Consider the following 16,550-nt stretch of genomic DNA (forward strand, 5'->3'; position numbering starts at 1 on the left):
AAGATAGCGCATACGTTTGCGTGCACTTTTCTCCGATTTTACTAAGGCTGCGATGTGGGGATTATTCATATTTTGTATGATTAAAAACTGATGACCAATTAGATCACATAATTAATATAATTGGTATCATTCCAATTTTCAGCCTCTTTCGCTCACACACCCCTGATGTGCGCTAAATCGCGACTGACTACCTTATTTTCTTCACACTACTGAACCATATCTCCCAAAGGTCAACTCTTGCTATTACTTCAGAGGTTACTTACCTTATGCAGTAACTTATTGGGGTAGCTAAGGATCTATGATGAAGTTAGAGATGATTTGTACTGGGGAAGAGGTGCTGTCGGGTCAGATTGTTGATACTAACGCTGCTTGGTTTGCCAGCACTATGATGGAGCATGGCATTGAGATCCAAAGGCGCGTTACAGTCGGTGATCGTCTCGAGGACTTAATTGCGGTTTTCCAAGAGCGTAGCTTGCATGCCGATGTCATCCTAGTGAATGGCGGCTTGGGGCCGACCAGTGATGATATGTCTGCCGAGGCAATGGCTAAGGCTAAAGGCGAGCCTCTGGTTGAGAATCGTGAATGGCGTCAACGTTTAGAAGATTGGTTTACGCGCAATAACCGTGAAATGCCAGTGAGTAATTTAAAGCAGGCAATGCTGCCTGAGTCTGCGGTGATGGTGGATAACCCCGTCGGCACGGCCTGTGGATTTAGAGTGAAGCTGAATCGAGCTTGGTTGTTCTTCACCCCTGGCGTGCCATTTGAACTCAAGCATATGGTGACGGAACAGTTTATTCCTTTTATCCGTGCAGAGTTTGACCTTGACGCTAAGGTGGCGCTGAAGAAGTTGCTGACCATAGGTCATGGCGAGTCTTCCCTTGCCGACAAAATCGAGCCATTGGAGTTGCCTGAGGGGATTACCATTGGCTATCGCTCCTCAATGCCACATATTGAGATTAAGATCTTTGCCCGCGGTGAGAAGGCGATTGCTTTGCTGCCACGGGTGACTGGGCACATCAAAATGGTGCTGGGTACTGCGGTTGTCGCCGAAGATAAAGCGACGCTTGCCGAGGAAATCCATGCGAAGTTACTGAATTCTGGCTTGACCTTAAGTGTTGCCGAGTCTTGCACGGGTGGGATGATTACTAGTCAGTTAGTGGATTTCCCCGGCAGCTCTTCCTATTTGCAACACGGTCTGGTGACTTACAGTAACGAGTCTAAGGTGCGAGTGTTAGGTGTTAATCCGGCGACGTTAGACGATCACGGCGCAGTGTCTATTCCCACGGTCGAAGAAATGGCCAAGGGCGCGCGTGCTATCTTAGACAGTGATTTTGCCTTAGCGACCAGTGGAATAGCGGGACCAGATGGCGGAACCGAAGAGAAGCCCGTCGGTACAGTAGCAATTGCCTTGGCTACCCGCAGTGGCGTCTACAGCCAAATGATAAAACTGCCGCGACGTTCACGGGATTTAGTGCGTAGCTTAAGTGCGGCAGTGGCCTACGATATGTTAAGACGTGAATTACTCACCGAAGCTGTGATTGTGGATTATCAATCGATAGGGCGTTTCAGCAAGTAACTCTTTGGATACTTACGGGTTTTAGTCAGTCTAGCTTGATTAACAAAAATGCTCCCGAGGGAGCATTTTTTTATGGCGAATGGTTTGCAACGCAAGCCGTTATTTAGTGAACTTAAGGACTAATTTGCCTGGGACGACTTGAATGCTCTCGGTCATCTTGGCCATCAGCGCTTGGTTACTATCCTTCGTATCGAGCACATAAACGGGCTGATTCTCGAGGAAATGCCTTAAGTAGCCCATCACTTGTGGTGTCGCGCTACTGATGGCTTTCTCGATATCCTTGGGTGTTGACTCGACTTTCACCAATTCAAGCTGGCGTAGGTAGACGCTGTGGGTGGCACTGTCATACCAAGGCTTAGCCTCAAAGGTGGTTGAAAGCTGCGCCTTTAATGGATAAATAGGGTTAGTGATGGACACCTGAGTGGTTGCACTTACGCTCATAGTGTCAGGCTTTTCACCGAGTCTGACACTGATGTCGTTAATGCGCACTTGCGCGCCCACGAGTTGATTACCTTGTTTTACCTCAAAATGGATCTCTTTGCTGAGATACTGCTCCATTTCATGCTCGCTGATACTGTACTGCGTGACGCAGCCGCCAAGCAGTACAGATAATCCCAAGCAAAGGCTAAGCGTGAGTTTTTTCATTAACCTGTGTTTCTCATGCCCGCCGCGACACCGGCAATCGTCAGCATTAAGGCGAGTTGCACGTGTTCGGAAGCGGGAGCTTCGGTTGTTTCCTTGCGGGTACGAGCTAATAACTCGGTCTGCAGGAAGTTTAATGGATCGATATAGGGATTGCGCAGTTTGACTGATTCGCGATTCCACGGTGTATGCGCCATTAAGGTATCCGATTTAGTCAGCTCCAGCACCACTTTAATGCCGAGATCTAAACGCTGGCGTAAAGTTTCGCCTAAGTGGTGAAGATTGGGCGGAACTAAACAGGTTTCATAGTAACGCGCTAAGTTAGGTTCCGCCTTGGCGTACACCATCTCCAGCATGGAAATCCGCGTGCTAAAGAAGGGCCATTCGCGATCCATATCCTGTAGCAAACCCATTTCTCCACGTTCGCAGGCAGCCTGTAATGCTTCACCGGCGCCGAGCCATGCTGGCAACATTAAGCGGTTTTGAGACCAAGCGAAAATCCAAGGAATGGCACGTAAGCTCTCGATACCGCCATCGACACGGCGTTTTGCTGGGCGACTGCCTAATGGTAATTTGCCTAGTTCAACCTCCGGAGTGGCTGCACGGAAATAAGGCACAAAATCCGGCTCTTCACGGACAATACCGCGGTAAGCACTCACTGACTCCTGAGCAATCCGCTCCATGCAATTGCGCCATTCCTGCTTAGGCTCGGGCGGCGGAAGCAGAGTCGCTTCTAACACCGCTGAGGTGTACAGGGCTAGGCTTTGCACTGCCAATTTAGGCAGGCCGAACTTAAAGCGGATCATCTCACCTTGTTCGGTGACACGAATACGGCCATCAACTGAGCCAGGCGGTTGCGACAGAATCGCTTTGTGAGCAGGGCCGCCGCCACGACCAATACTGCCACCACGACCATGGAACAGCGTCAGCTTAACACCAGCCTGTTTACAGACGGCGACTAACTGCTCCTGTGCGCGATATTGCGCCCAAGCGGCTGCCATTACACCCGCATCTTTGGCCGAGTCAGAGTATCCTATCATCACCTCTTGCATGCCTTTGGTATAACCACGGTACCAGTCGATATCAAGCAGTGCGGTAATGCATTCGGCGGCGTTGTTTAAGTCGCTTAAGGTTTCAAATAGCGGCACAACCCGCATTGGATGCGTGCAGCCAGTTTCTTTGAGCAGTAATAATACGGTTAATACATCTGAAGGCTTGCTCGCCATCGAGATCACATAGGAGCCCAACGCCTTAGCAGGATGTTTAGCAATTAAACGGCAAGTGTTAAGCACTTCGGCCACGTCGGCGGAAGGTTGCCAGTTGCTCGGGATCAGCGGACGACGGTTACTGAGTTCGCGCAGTAAGAAGGCTTGTTTTTCGGTTTCATCCCAATGATTAAAGTCACCCATACCTAGATAACGGGTTAATTCTGCAACTACATCGCAGTGACGGCCGGCGTCTTGGCGAATGTCGAGCCTAAGCATATGAATACCAAAACAAGCGAGACGGCGCAAAATGTCGAGCAGTAAACCGTTAGCAATCAAACGCATGCCACAGTCACATAAACTCTTATACAGCATCTCTAGCGGCGCTTTAAGATCGCTTTCTTGCCAAATCAGCGTCGACTTATCCACTTCAGGATTGTGGCCCTCAATACGGGCATTTAAGTAATCTATGGTGTCACGCAGTTTTTGTCTTAATGAGCGCAGCACAAAACGATAGGGTTCGCAGCTATTGTTGGTATAAGCCTTTAATTCATCATTGGCTTCTTCCATTGACAGTTCACCCACTAGCAACACTATATCCTTGAGGAATAAGCGTGCCGCAGCATGGCGATTACGGTCTAACACTTCTTGGGTGACTTTGGCGGTCACAAAGGGGTTACCGTCGCGATCACCACCCATCCAGCTTGAGAAGCGCACCGGTGCAATATCGATAGGCAATTGCTGGCCAGTGCGCTCTTGTACTTGATCGTTGAGCTGCCTTAAAAAGTCGGGGACGGCGTGCCAGAGAGATTCTTCAATCGTCGATAATCCCCAGCGGGCTTCATCCACTGGCGTTGGGCGCTCACGGCGAATTTCATTGGTGTGCCAGATTTGGGCGATTAACTGGCGCAGACGCAGATTAATTTGGCGACGTTCTCTATCGGATAATTGATCGTTTTCTTGCTCGGCGAGGCAATCCACAATCGCCGCATATTTTTGGATCAGTGTGCGGCGAGAGATTTCCGTTGGATGTGCGGTGAGGACTAAGTCGATATCAAGCGTCTTTAAGCAATCCAACATCTTGGTTTGATCGATACGGCCATTCAGCATACGGCCAAGCAACTGTTCGACCGGATCCGGTACACAAACCAGTTCATCACAGTTACGGCTAATAGTATGAAATTGTTCGGATAAGTTTGCTAGGTTGAGGAATTGGTTGAAGGCTTTGGCAAAAGGCACTAACTCTTCATCGGGGAGTGCGGTCAGCAGTTCTAGCATTTGCTCCCGTGCCGCCTCATCGCCACGGCGGGAATCTTTTGCAAGTTTACGAATTTGCTCAACCTTCTCGAGGAAAGAATCACCGAGGTGGGTGCGCATTGTATCGCCAAGGATCTGCCCTAACATACTCACGTTTGATCTTAACGACGCATACATGTCGGTCACATTGTCTGCCACATTACCTGCCATAGTTACTCCGAATAGAAAAACATCAAAATCCGCTTTGTATTAGCCCGCTAGCACAATACCTACCACTGAGGGCAATGGTCAACAGCAGAACTTATAACTTATACGACTGGCTTATCTTATATGCAACTAATCACGATAATTGTTGAGGAATATTCAATATAAATGCGAGCTAACGCAATATTTTATTATGTTTAGCCAAAGTGAATATGAACTGCATTATTTTGGCTTTGCGTACATGTATATCAGGTGTTAATAAAAAGGACTGATTTTTCAGTCTTTCATCCATAGATAACTGAGTTATAAAGAAGTTAGTGAAGTATTGTGTCATTTGCTAAGCGTGCTTGAACGCAGATTAAAGATAAAATTTAATAAAAATATATATTCACATATATTGCATAAATAGATCTTTGTGGTAGTCTAGCCTGCAGTTGAGATGAGTCACCCCTTGTGACCTGTAGAGTAAATATCATGATGTATAGCGTTAAGCCGTCAGTGAATAAAATAACGAGCCATTACGATTTCCCACGACGATAGTCCTGTCATCATAGATATGCGCTGTTGCGTATACGCTATTCATCTATTCTTTAAGTCTCTTTGATTTGGTTTATAAAAATACATATGAAAAATATCGCCATTATCGGCGCCAGTGGTTACACAGGTGCACAACTCACTGCTTTAGTCCATGCGGAGTCTGAATTATCAATTCAAGGCCTGTATGTCTCTGAAAATAGTTTAGATAAAGGTAGAGCTTTAGCAGATTTGTACCCTGTCTACAGCCACATTGACTTAGCTCTGTCACCATTGACTGAAGAAGCGAAGACTAAGATCGTCGCCGAGGCGGATGCAGTGGTGTTGGCGACCGAGCACTCGGTGAGTTTGCATTTAGCGGCTTGGTTCTACAACCAAGGTTTAGCCGTGTTTGACTTAAGCGGTGCCTATCGTTTCAGTGATGTGGCGCAGTACCCTAAGTGGTACGGTTTTGAGCACGAATATCCCGAGGTGCTAGCCAAGGCTGTTTATGGTCTTGCCGAGTGGAATGCCAAAGAAGTCGCCGCAACTAAGATGATTGCTGTGCCAGGTTGTTACCCAACAGCATCATTAACCGCTTTGAAACCATTAAAGAATTTACTGACCTCCGCCTATCCGGTGATCAATGCGGTCAGCGGTGTGACGGGCGCGGGCCGTAAGGCACAGCTGCATACCAGTTTTTGCGAAGTGAGCCTCACACCATACGGCGTATTAGGCCACAGACATCAACCCGAAATTGCCACTCAATTGGGGCAAGAGGTGATCTTCACGCCGCACCTTGGCAACTTCAAGCGCGGCATTTTAGCAACCATCACGGTACAGCTAAAACCAGGCACCACCACTGCCGATGTGGCTGCGGCATACAGTGTTTATGACCAAGCTCCGCTGGTGACGGTGAAACAGAACCAGTTCCCGAAAGTGGATGATGTAGTGCTGACTCCGAATTGCCACTTAGGTTGGAAGTTTGATGAGAACAGTGGCTACTTAGTGGTTGCCAGTGCCATCGACAATTTGATGAAAGGCGCGGCGAGCCAAGCCCTGCAATGCATAAAGATTCACTTTAACCTTTAACCGTTCATCCTTATTTAAGAGAGTCGTCAAGATGTCTACCAACAACTCAGTATTAGTTCTTAAAGTCGGCGGCGCCCTGCTGCAGTGTGAAATGGGGATGGCGCGTTTAATGGATACCGCCGCAGCAATGATCGCAAATGGTCAGCAGGTGCTGATGGTGCATGGTGGTGGCTGTTTGGTCGATGAGCAATTAGCCGCAAACGGCATGGAAACCGTCAAGTTAGAAGGCCTGCGGGTGACCCCGCCTGAGCAAATGCCGATTATTGCCGGTGCACTGGCTGGCACATCAAACAAGATCCTCCAAGGCGCAGCGACAAAAGCTGGGATTGTGAGTGTGGGCATGAGCTTAGCCGATGGCAACACGGTATCGGCCAAGATTAAAGATGAGCGTTTAGGGTTAGTGGGCGAGGTTTCTCCTAAGGACGCCACTTACCTTAAGTTTATTTTGTCCCAAGGCTGGATGCCGATTTGTAGCTCAATTGCCATGATGGACGATGGCCAAATGCTGAACGTGAACGCTGACCAAGCGGCGACGGTATTAGCTAAATTGGTCGGTGGCAAGTTGGTGCTGTTATCGGATGTGTCTGGCGTACTCGATGGTAAAGGTCAATTAATCCCTTCACTGAATGGTAAGCAGATTGCGGATTTGGTGAAGCAAGGTGTGATCGAAAAGGGAATGAAAGTAAAAGTAGAAGCTGCGCTCGAAGTGGCGCAGTGGATGGGGCAGGCGGTTCAAGTGGCCTCATGGCGTGATGCAAGCCAATTAGTCGCATTAGCAAAAGGTGAGGCCGTGGGCACACAAATCCAACCATAAGCGGAGTAGGTTATGAAGCATTTACTATCGATAAAAGAGTTAACCCAGCAGCAGTTGCTGGATCTGATTACCTTGGCCAAGACGATTAAAGCGAATCCCGCAGAATATCGCCATGCACTGGACGGTAAGAGTGTGGTGATGTTATTTGAAAAGCCATCTCTGCGTACTCGTGTTAGCTTCGATATCGGTATTAATAAGCTCGGTGGCCACTGTTTATACCTAGACCAGCAAAATGGTGCCTTAGGTAAGCGGGAATCGGTCGCTGACTTTGCTTCTAACCTGTCCTGTTGGGCCGATGCCATTGTGGCGAGAACGTTCTCCCACACGACTATCGAACAATTAGCTAAGTTTGGTAGTGTGCCCGTGATTAATGCACTTTCGGATTTATACCATCCTTGCCAAGCTTTAGCCGATTTTTTAACCTTGGCCGAGCATTTTGAAAATATCAGTGATGCTAAGTTAGCGTATGTGGGTGATGGTAATAACGTTACTAACTCATTGATGTATTGCGCGGCCATTCTCGGTGCCACCATGACAGTGATCTGCCCTGCGGGTCACTTTCCTGATGGCTACGTTGTGGCCGAAGTGCAAGAGCTCGCGAGCCGATATGGCGGCAAGGTTGTACTGACTTCAGATATTGATGCGATTGAAGGTCACGATGCTATCTATACTGATACTTGGATTTCCATGGGAGATCCAACACCGTTAGCGGAAATTAAGGATAAGTTTACACCTTATCAGGTCAATAAGGCCTTGATGGCGAAAGCGGGTGCTCACTTCTTTATGCACTGTTTACCCGCTCACCGCGGTGTTGAAGTGACCGATGAGGTCATGGATGGCGAAGGCTCCTTGATCCTGCAACAAGCTGAGAATCGGATGCACGCCCAAAATGCAGTACTGGTAACCCTATTTAGTTAATTTAACCCTGTTTAGCAGCCTACTTTCTCCAAGGTGAGAAACGAGTTATAGGAATTTAAGATGTCTATCGAGAACAAAAATACTGGCGTGAAAAAAGTCGTTTTAGCCTATTCGGGTGGTCTAGATACTTCGGCCATTATTCCTTGGTTAAAAGAAACCTACGACAACTGTGAAATCATCGCCTTTTGCGCTGACGTTGGTCAGGGTGAAGAAGAGTTAGTGGGTCTGACTGAAAAGGCATTAGCCTCAGGTGCGTCTGAATGCCATATCGTCGATCTGAAAGAAGAATTCGTTAAAGATTACATCTACCCAACCATGGCAACGGGTGCTATTTACGAAGGGACTTACCTGTTAGGTACTTCAATGGCGCGTCCAATCATCGCGAAGGCGCAGGTTGAAGTGGCGCGTAAAGTGGGGGCCGATGCCCTGTGCCACGGTTGTACCGGTAAGGGTAACGACCAAGTGCGTTTCGAAGGTTGCTTTGCGGCATTAGCGCCTGATTTAAAAGTGATTGCACCATGGCGTGAATGGACCATGCAGAGCCGTGAAGATCTGCTGGCTTACTTAGCTGAGCGTAATATTAAGACTTCAGCTTCTGCCACTAAGATCTACAGCCGTGATGCCAACGCATTCCACATTTCCCACGAAGGTGGCGAGTTGGAAGATCCATGGAACGAGCCAAGCAAAGGTGTGTGGACGCTGACTGCCGATCCGGAAGATGCGCCAAACGAAGCAGAATATGTGTCACTTGAAGTCGAAAATGGTCGTGTGACTAAAGTAAACGGTGAAGCATTAACGCCTTACGCTGCACTGATGAAGCTGAACACCATCGCTGCACCACATGGCGTGGGTCGTATCGACATCACTGAAAACCGTTTAGTGGGCATGAAGTCCCGTGGTTGCTACGAAACCCCAGGCGGCACTGTGATGTTTGCCGCGCTACGCGCGATTGAAGAGTTAGTGCTGGATAAAACCAGCCGTACTTGGCGCGAGCAAGTGGGTGCCCAAATGGCACACTTAGTGTACGACGGTCGTTGGTTTACACCTCTGTGTAAGTCGCTGTTGGCGGCATCTGAGTCCTTAGCCGAGTCTGTTAACGGTGAAGTTGTGGTGAAACTCTACAAAGGTCACGCGATTGCCGTTAAGAAACGTTCGCCAAACAGCTTGTACTCTGAAGCGTTTGCGACCTTCGGTGAAGACCAAGTGTATGACCAAAAACACGCTGAAGGCTTTATCCGTCTGTACTCGTTAGCGAGCCGCATCCGCGCGCTCAACGCTAAGTAATAGGCAGACTTAAAGGGCGCCTAGCGCCCTTTTTTATATCTTAAGTTTTAATGGCTTTAACGTATTCAAAGCAGTGACCGAGGGGATTGAGCATGGCTTTATGGGGTGGAAGATTTCAGGGCGAAACCAGCGCGCTATTTAAATTATTCAACGATTCACTGCCGGTGGATTATCGTTTGTTTGAGCAGGATGTAGTCGGCTCTATCGCTTGGGCCGATGCAATTGCTAGCGTCGGCATTATCACTGCCACTGAATGCAGCGACTTGAAGAAAGCGTTGAACGAGCTGCTGGTGGAAGTGAAGGGCGATCCTGCGATTATTCTCGCCTCGGGCGCGGAAGATATTCACAGTTTCGTGGAATCTGCGTTGATCGCCAAAGTCGGCGATCTGGGAAAAAAACTCCATACGGGCCGTAGCCGTAACGACCAAGTCGCGACCGACTTAAAACTCTGGTGCCAATCCGAAGGTGCGGCATTAGTGGCTCGCCTACAAACCTTACGCAGCGAACTTATCGCGCTTGCTGAGCGTGAATTTGATGCTGTAATGCCAGGCTATACTCACTTGCAACGTGCTCAACCTGTGACCTTCGGCCATTGGTGTTTAGCCTATGTGGAAATGATTGAGCGTGATCTTAGCCGCTTAACCGATGCCTTAAAGCGCGCCAATACCTGTCCGCTCGGTTCGGGTGCATTGGCGGGCACAGCCTATCAAATGGATAGATATGCGCTTGCAGCAGCACTGAACTTTGCTTCGCCAACCTTAAACAGTTTGGATAGCGTGTCGGATCGCGACCATGTGGTTGAGCTGTGCGGAGCCGCCTCAATCAGCATGATGCACCTAAGCCGCATGGCCGAAGATTTGATTTTCTTCAATACGGGTGAAGCGGGCTTTATCTCCTTGAGTGATGAAGTGACCTCAGGCTCGTCCTTGATGCCACAAAAGAAAAACCCCGATGCGCTGGAGCTGATCCGCGGTAAAACGGGTCGTGTGTACGGCAGTTTAGTGGGTATTCTCACCACCATGAAAGCCCTGCCTCTGGCCTACAACAAAGACATGCAGGAAGACAAAGAAGGCTTGTTCGACGTGGTCGACAGCTGGGCAATCTGCTTAGATATGGCGGCGCTGGTATTATCTGGCTTAGTGGTGAATCGCCCGAATGCGCTGTTAGCCGCGCAGCAAGGTTATGCCAACGCGACCGAATTGGCGGATTATCTGGTGTCTAAGGGCATGCCGTTCCGTGAAGCGCACCATGTCGTCGGTGTGGCCGTGGTTGCGGCGATCGCTAAGAAGATCCCGTTAGAAGGTTTTACGCTGGCCGAGTTTAAAACCTTTGCCGATATCATCGAAGATGATGTGTATCCCAACCTTACCATCGAAGCCTGTTTGGCAAAACGTGATGTCCTCGGCGGCACAGCGTTGACTCAGGTTAAGCAAGCGATTGCGACTAAAAAAGCGGGTTAATGCAAAGTAGGTTAATCTTAGGCGAGCAATAAAAAAACGCGACTCAAGGTCGCGTTTTTTTATTGCTATTTACGGCTATTGGAACAAGTCATCCGCTGGCGCATCGATGAAGAGATTATTTTCATCTTGGCTTTCACTGATATATTCCTTCGGTTCAGTACCGGAGATAAAGTATTCAAAATCGCTGGTGTAATCAGTTTTACGAGTGAGCTTGCCTGTTGCAAGGTCGATCCGCACCGAGACGATTCCCTCTGGTGGAATCGCCGTGGTTTCTGGAACGCCTTTAAGCACGTTATTCATAAATTCGTTCCAGCCAGGCCCTGCGGTCTTAGCACCGGCTTCGGTCCCAGTGATCTGATCTTTTTCACCATTAGCGTTCCAAGCGGTTCTACCTAACTGGCGACCATGATCGTCAAATCCCACCCAGAAGGTGCTTGTCAGCGTCGGGCCAAAACCACTGAACCACGTGTCGCGAGATTCGTTGGTTGTCCCCGTTTTACCTGCAATATCATGGCGTTTAATTAATTGCGCCGCACGCCAAGCTGTACCTTGCCAACCAGTGCCTTTACTCCAATCGCCACCCCCCCAGATCACGCTCTTCAGCGCTTCGGTGATCAGGAATGCCGTTTGTTCAGAGATAATTTGCGGTGCGTAACGGCCAGTTTGTTCAAAGCAATGGGCAACAGGCTCATCGGTTTGAGCCGTTGGCTCACTAAAGCCCATTGGGTCGCTACTCGGTTGGGTTAGATTACCACTTGGCTTACAAGCTAAGGTTGGATTGGCTTTTTCAATCACATTGCCGAAGGAGTCTTCTACCCGCTCAATATAGAAAGGTTCAACCAAGAAGCCACCATTTGCAAACACGTTGAAAGCCGCTGCGACTTGTAAGGGCGTTACCGAAGGTGAACCGAGGGCTAAGGACTCGTTTCGTGGTAAGTCGTTAGGGTCAAAACCGAACTTAGTTAACTCGGCAATAGCTGCATCTAAACCAATATGGCGCATGGCACGAACAGACATGACGTTGATCGATTGCGCTAAGCCCACACGTAAACGCGTTGGGCCACCATAGATATCGGGCGAGTTTTTCGGCCGCCACGCAGTACCTTGGCTAATATCGGGTTTATTAATCGGTGCGTTATTAATTAGAGTCGCGAGCGTAAAGCCTTTTTCTAATGCCGCAGCATAGATGAAAGGTTTAATATTCGAACCTAATTGGCGTTTAGCCTGAGTCACCCGGTTGTATTGGCTTTGGCTAAAGCTGTAACCACCCACTAAAGTACGGATAGCGCCATTTTCCGGATCGAGTGACACTGTGGCACTCGCTACTTCGGGGACTTGCGATAATTGTAAGTACTGGCCATTGTCGCGGATCCAAATACGTTCGCCTACTGTCAGCATGTCTGAAGCCGATTTAGGTACCGCACCTTGGCGTTTATCGTTAATAAATTTACGCGCCCATTTCAAGCCATCCCATTTGATGACTTTGGTTTCACCTTTAGCGGTTAATACACTGGCTTGCTGTCCATCAATGCTTAATACTGCGGCAGGTTGTAACTCTTGGACGGGTGTGACTTTAGCCAGTTCAGCTTTGATTTGTGCATTATCAGGCTTAGCGCCTGTCCACAAAACAGCAGCAGGACCGCGGTAGCCATGACGTTCATCATAGGCATAAACATTATTGCGTAATGCTTGCTGCGCTAACAGCTGGAGATCGGATGAAATCGTGGTGTAGACGTTATAGCCATTGGTATAGGCTTCTTCTTCACCATATTTTTGCACCATGTAATCCCGGGCCATTTCAGAAATATAAGGGGCATAGAGATCGATTTCGGCACCATGATATTTGGCTACGAGTGGCTCCTGGAGTGCGGTTTGGTACTCCGTTTTGCTGATATACCCCACTTCATTCATCCGCATCAACACCACGTTGCGACGAGCGAGAGCACGGGAAGGTGAAGTAATGGGGTTAAGCGTTGAGGGGGCCTTTGGCAAGCCAGCAATCATACTCATTTCAGACAGAGTCAGATCTTGGACGTTTTTGCCAAAATACACTTGAGCGGCTGCGCCAACGCCATAGGCTCTTTGGCCTAAATAGATACGGTTAACGTACAGCTCTAAAATCTCATCTTTCGTTAACAACTGCTCGATATGGTAGGAAATAAAAATTTCCTTCACTTTACGAATAATGGTTTTGTCGCGGGTTAGGAAGAAGTTACGTGCCACCTGCATGGTGATAGTACTTGCTCCTTGCTTTTTTTCGCCGGTTGTTAACATGACGATTGCTGCGCGGATTACCCCGACAGGATCGATACCACCATGCTCATAAAAGCGCGCATCTTCGGTGGCAAGGAAGGCTTGTAACAGCGGTTTAGGGACTTCTTCCAGTTTTAAGGGAATACGTCGTTTTTCACCAAACTGAGATATGAGTTTGCCATCACTACTGTAAATGCGCAAAGGTGTTTGTAATTGCACATTTTTTAGTGTCGAAACATCCGGCAGATCCGGCAAAACATAAAAGTATGCTGCAACAATGGCGCCTACGCCCAAAAGGGCTAGACTGAATAGAGCTATAACAATACGTTTTAACCACTTCACCTAAATTGATCCTAATGTTCAGTTAAGTGCGACAGTATATAAGGCGCGAACGTTTGGGTGAAGCAAAAACGTGACGGCCCTAAAATAGCGTTTGTAAAATCTTGAAACATTCTATACAAATACGTATAACGGGTTGATTTTGTGCTAATCTCTCATACTGAAATATAAATAATAAAGTGACAACGGATTATGCTTTCAAATTTATGGAAGCGTCAGGCTCCGCAAATGGTCGGAATTGATATTGGTTCCCATGAAGTAAAGGCCATTTTGCTGAGTAAGACTGCTGATGGATACAAAATATTAAGTCACGTAGCGGTTCCCGTAAAAAAGGGTGCTATTAACGATCATGATATTCGTGATACCGATGCCGTTGTTGAATGCCTCAAACAGGTAAAGCGTGCTTTGCCTAAATCGGTTAAATATGCTGCGGTTGCGGTTTCTGGTTCTGCTGTAATGACTAAGGTCATCTATATGGATGCCTCGCTTAGCGAAGAGGAAATGGAAGCGCAAATTGAGATTGAGGCTGATAACTTAATCCCCTATTCCCTTGATGAAGTCAGCATTGATTTTGAAACCTTAAACGTCAACAGTACCGATCCTTCTAAGGTCGATGTATTACTCAGTGCTTGCCGTACTGACAATATCGATGCCAGAGTTGATGCGCTTGATGAAGTCGAGCTAGAGACTAAAGTCGTTGACGTTGAAGGCTATGCCTTAGGTCGAGCGGTTGAGTTAGTCCTAGGCCAATTACCTGAAGGGGCTCGCCAGAAAGCGGTTGCCATGGTCGATATCGGCGCGAATATGACTACTTTCTGCGTTGTCGAGTCTGGCGAAACTACATTTATCCGTGAACAAGCCTTTGGTGGTGAGTTATTTACTCAGTCGATTCTCTCTTTTTATGGCATGTCTTATGAGCAGGCAGAAAAAGCAAAAATCGAGGGTGATTTACCGCGTAATTATATGTTTGAAGTGTTATCTCCCTTCCAAACGCAATTACTGCAGCAAATTAAGCGAACGCTGCAAATTTATTGTACTTCAAGCGGCAAAGATAAAGTCGACTATCTCGTCTTATGTGGTGGCACATCTAAACTAGAAGGCATGGCTAACTTATTGACCAATGAGTTAGGTGTTCACACCATAATTGCCGACCCTTTCCAAGGATGCCTGCACGCGGATGAATCCGTTAAAAATATACTGCAACCTAGCATTAGCAAATATATGGTTGCTTGTGGCTTAGCCCTGAGGAGCTACGGTCAATGGCGAACATAAACCTGCTTCCTTGGCGTGAAGAAGCGAGAGAAAAGCAGAAACGCGATTATATCGGCATATTGGCTGCGGTATTTTTGGGCTCAGCAATCTTAGTCTATGCAGCGCTGGCTTTACTCGAGATGATGACTGATGAGCAGCGAGCAAGAAATGCTTATTTACAGTCAGAAATTCAGCAGCTCGATGCTCAAATTGCCGAGATTAAAAAGATCACTGAACGTAAAAAAGATATTGAGCGTCGAACTGAAATTATTTTAAATCTTCAGCAATCCCGTAATTTGCCGACACACGTATTAGACGAGCTAGTGCGTATTGTTCCGCCAGGAATTTATCTATCGAGTCTTGAGAAAAAAGGCAGTTTGTTGCTCATTGAAGGTCGCAGTGAGTCGAATAATAACGTAGCAAATATGATGCGTAAGGTAAAAGCGTCTGAGTGGTTAACCGATCCCAATATGCAATCGATCGTTACCCAAGATGATGAGTTAAGACAATTGCAGAGCTTTAGTTTAAGGGTGAGCATCAAAGGAGCCATTGCTGAAGAGCCCGTAAAAGCGGCAAAAGGAGCGAGTAAATGAAGCTCGATCTCAGTCAGTTTAATGATATCGATTTTGAAAATATCGGAAGTTGGCCAAAACAAGTAAAAGTATTTTTCGCTATTTTGCTAGCTCTTTGCGTATTTGCAGCGGGATATTTTGTGGTGTTGTCTGATGCAATCGATGTGATTAATAATGAACAAAACAAAGAGTTACAGCTAAGAGAAGATTTTCAAAACAAATATCAACTGGCCGCTAATTTAAAGCTCTATCGTGAACAACTTGCCGTAATGGAAGGGCAATTTGCCGAATTGCTGAAAATGTTACCTTCAGAAAACGAGATGCCCGGTTTGCTTGATGACTTAACCTTTGCAGCAACGGATGCTGGTTTACGGATTAAAAGTTTAAATTGGGAAGCTGAAATTCAGCGAGATTTTTATATCGAATTTCCAATTAAGATGTCAGTCACTGGTGATTATCACCAGATTGGCAATATGGTGAGTGGTGTTGCTAAGTTACCTCGTATTGTTAGTTTGCATGATTTTACGATCAAACGTGATGATAGCGGTACTTTAACCATGGACATTCTTGCTAAAACCTATCGCTTTAAAGAAGGGGCAGAGTTACCCCCCGAAAAGCCTGCTAACAAGGGGAAGAAATAATGAAACTCTTACCTCTGTTAGGGATGAGTCTTTTTTTAATGGGGTGTGTTGGCGATCGTAGTGATTTAGAGCTATTTGTTACTACAACTAAAGCACAGCATGTGGCGCATATTCCACCCTTAAAAGAACCGCCTAAGTTTGAGCATTTTGCCTACCAGGCTGAGTTAATGCGTAGTCCCTTTGTTCCGCCTTCTCGCGAATTAACCGAAGAAGTCGTTGATACCAGTAAAAACTGCTTACAACCGGATTTAAAACGTCGTAAGGGCCGTTTAGAAACTTATGCTTTAGACAACCTAAAAATGCGCGGTACGTTAAGTGAAGCTAATGTAACTTGGGCGCTGATTGAAACGAATGATGGCAGTGTATATCGGATGGGCGTGGGTGAGTATCTAGGGTTGTTTAACGGACGTATAGCGAAAGTGACTCCACAGAATGTGGAAGTTGTAGAATTAATTCCAGATGGTACGGGTTGTTGGTCAGAGCGCACAAACAACATCGAACTTTCTGGAAAATAACAAGCGAAGGATGA

General features: G+C 47.3%; 13 protein-coding genes. 10 read left to right on the top strand and 3 right to left on the bottom strand.

Features of this window, described 5'->3' with window-relative positions; genetic code table 11:
• Window positions 1-301 precede the first annotated feature (301 nt).
• Window positions 302-1,576, top strand: a complete 1,275-nt coding sequence (locus AEA42_RS04460) for a CinA family nicotinamide mononucleotide deamidase-related protein (protein ID WP_037431144.1) — start codon at window positions 302-304, stop codon at window positions 1,574-1,576.
• Window positions 1,577-1,675: 99 nt separating this feature from the next.
• On the opposite strand, the gene AEA42_RS04465 is transcribed toward AEA42_RS04460, so the two are convergent.
• Window positions 1,676-2,221 (bottom strand): DUF1439 domain-containing protein, encoded by a 546-nt coding sequence (locus tag AEA42_RS04465; RefSeq protein ID WP_023266416.1) that lies wholly within the window; start codon window positions 2,219-2,221, stop codon window positions 1,676-1,678.
• Window positions 2,221-4,890, bottom strand: coding sequence for a phosphoenolpyruvate carboxylase (gene ppc, locus AEA42_RS04470; RefSeq protein ID WP_055647084.1), 2,670 nt, complete (start codon window positions 4,888-4,890; stop codon window positions 2,221-2,223). Before ppc ends, AEA42_RS04465 begins: the two co-directional genes overlap by 1 nt.
• A 618-nt stretch (window positions 4,891-5,508) precedes the next feature.
• Between ppc and argC the strand changes: the two genes are divergently transcribed.
• The 5 genes from argC (at window position 5,509) to argH (ending at window position 10,965) form a co-directional block, all read left to right on the top strand.
• Window positions 5,509-6,489: an N-acetyl-gamma-glutamyl-phosphate reductase gene (argC, locus tag AEA42_RS04475; RefSeq protein WP_047536213.1), complete on the top strand. Its 981-nt coding sequence runs from the start codon at window positions 5,509-5,511 to the stop codon at window positions 6,487-6,489.
• 31 nt (window positions 6,490-6,520) lie between these two features.
• Window positions 6,521-7,303, top strand: coding sequence for an acetylglutamate kinase (gene argB, locus AEA42_RS04480; protein ID WP_055647085.1), 783 nt, complete (start codon window positions 6,521-6,523; stop codon window positions 7,301-7,303).
• A gap of 12 nt (window positions 7,304-7,315) precedes the next feature.
• A complete protein-coding gene (locus AEA42_RS04485; protein WP_055647086.1) occupies window positions 7,316-8,221 on the top strand; it encodes an ornithine carbamoyltransferase in 906 nt (301 codons plus the stop codon).
• 60 nt (window positions 8,222-8,281) lie between these two features.
• Window positions 8,282-9,505, top strand: a complete 1,224-nt coding sequence (locus tag AEA42_RS04490; RefSeq protein ID WP_037431139.1) for an argininosuccinate synthase — start codon at window positions 8,282-8,284, stop codon at window positions 9,503-9,505.
• Window positions 9,506-9,597: 92 nt separating this feature from the next.
• Window positions 9,598-10,965: an argininosuccinate lyase gene (gene argH, locus AEA42_RS04495; protein WP_055647087.1), complete on the top strand. Its 1,368-nt coding sequence runs from the start codon at window positions 9,598-9,600 to the stop codon at window positions 10,963-10,965.
• A 75-nt stretch (window positions 10,966-11,040) separates the two neighbouring features.
• On the opposite strand, the gene AEA42_RS04500 is transcribed toward argH, so the two are convergent.
• Window positions 11,041-13,560: a PBP1A family penicillin-binding protein gene (locus AEA42_RS04500; RefSeq protein ID WP_037424150.1), complete on the bottom strand. Its 2,520-nt coding sequence runs from the start codon at window positions 13,558-13,560 to the stop codon at window positions 11,041-11,043.
• A gap of 189 nt (window positions 13,561-13,749) precedes the next feature.
• On the opposite strand from AEA42_RS04500, the gene AEA42_RS04505 reads away from it, so the two are divergent.
• Genes AEA42_RS04505 through AEA42_RS04520 form a run of 4 tightly spaced genes read left to right on the top strand, consistent with a single transcriptional unit; the run spans window position 13,750 to window position 16,536 of the window.
• On the top strand, window positions 13,750-14,829 hold the full coding sequence (locus AEA42_RS04505; protein WP_037424154.1) for a pilus assembly protein PilM: 1,080 nt from the start codon (window positions 13,750-13,752) through the stop codon (window positions 14,827-14,829).
• Complete coding sequence (locus AEA42_RS04510) at window positions 14,817-15,401, top strand: PilN domain-containing protein (RefSeq protein WP_037425164.1); 585 nt, start codon at window positions 14,817-14,819, stop codon at window positions 15,399-15,401. Before AEA42_RS04505 ends, AEA42_RS04510 begins: the two co-directional genes overlap by 13 nt.
• Complete coding sequence (locus AEA42_RS04515) at window positions 15,398-16,021, top strand: type 4a pilus biogenesis protein PilO (RefSeq protein WP_037424160.1); 624 nt, start codon at window positions 15,398-15,400, stop codon at window positions 16,019-16,021. Before AEA42_RS04510 ends, AEA42_RS04515 begins: the two co-directional genes overlap by 4 nt.
• Window positions 16,021-16,536, top strand: coding sequence for a pilus assembly protein PilP (locus tag AEA42_RS04520; protein WP_037424163.1), 516 nt, complete (start codon window positions 16,021-16,023; stop codon window positions 16,534-16,536). The genes AEA42_RS04515 and AEA42_RS04520 overlap by 1 nt, the downstream gene beginning before the upstream one ends.
• Window positions 16,537-16,550 lie beyond the last annotated feature (14 nt).

Source organism: Shewanella sp. Sh95 (assembly GCF_001308045.1).
Classification (GTDB): domain Bacteria; phylum Pseudomonadota; class Gammaproteobacteria; order Enterobacterales; family Shewanellaceae; genus Shewanella; species Shewanella xiamenensis.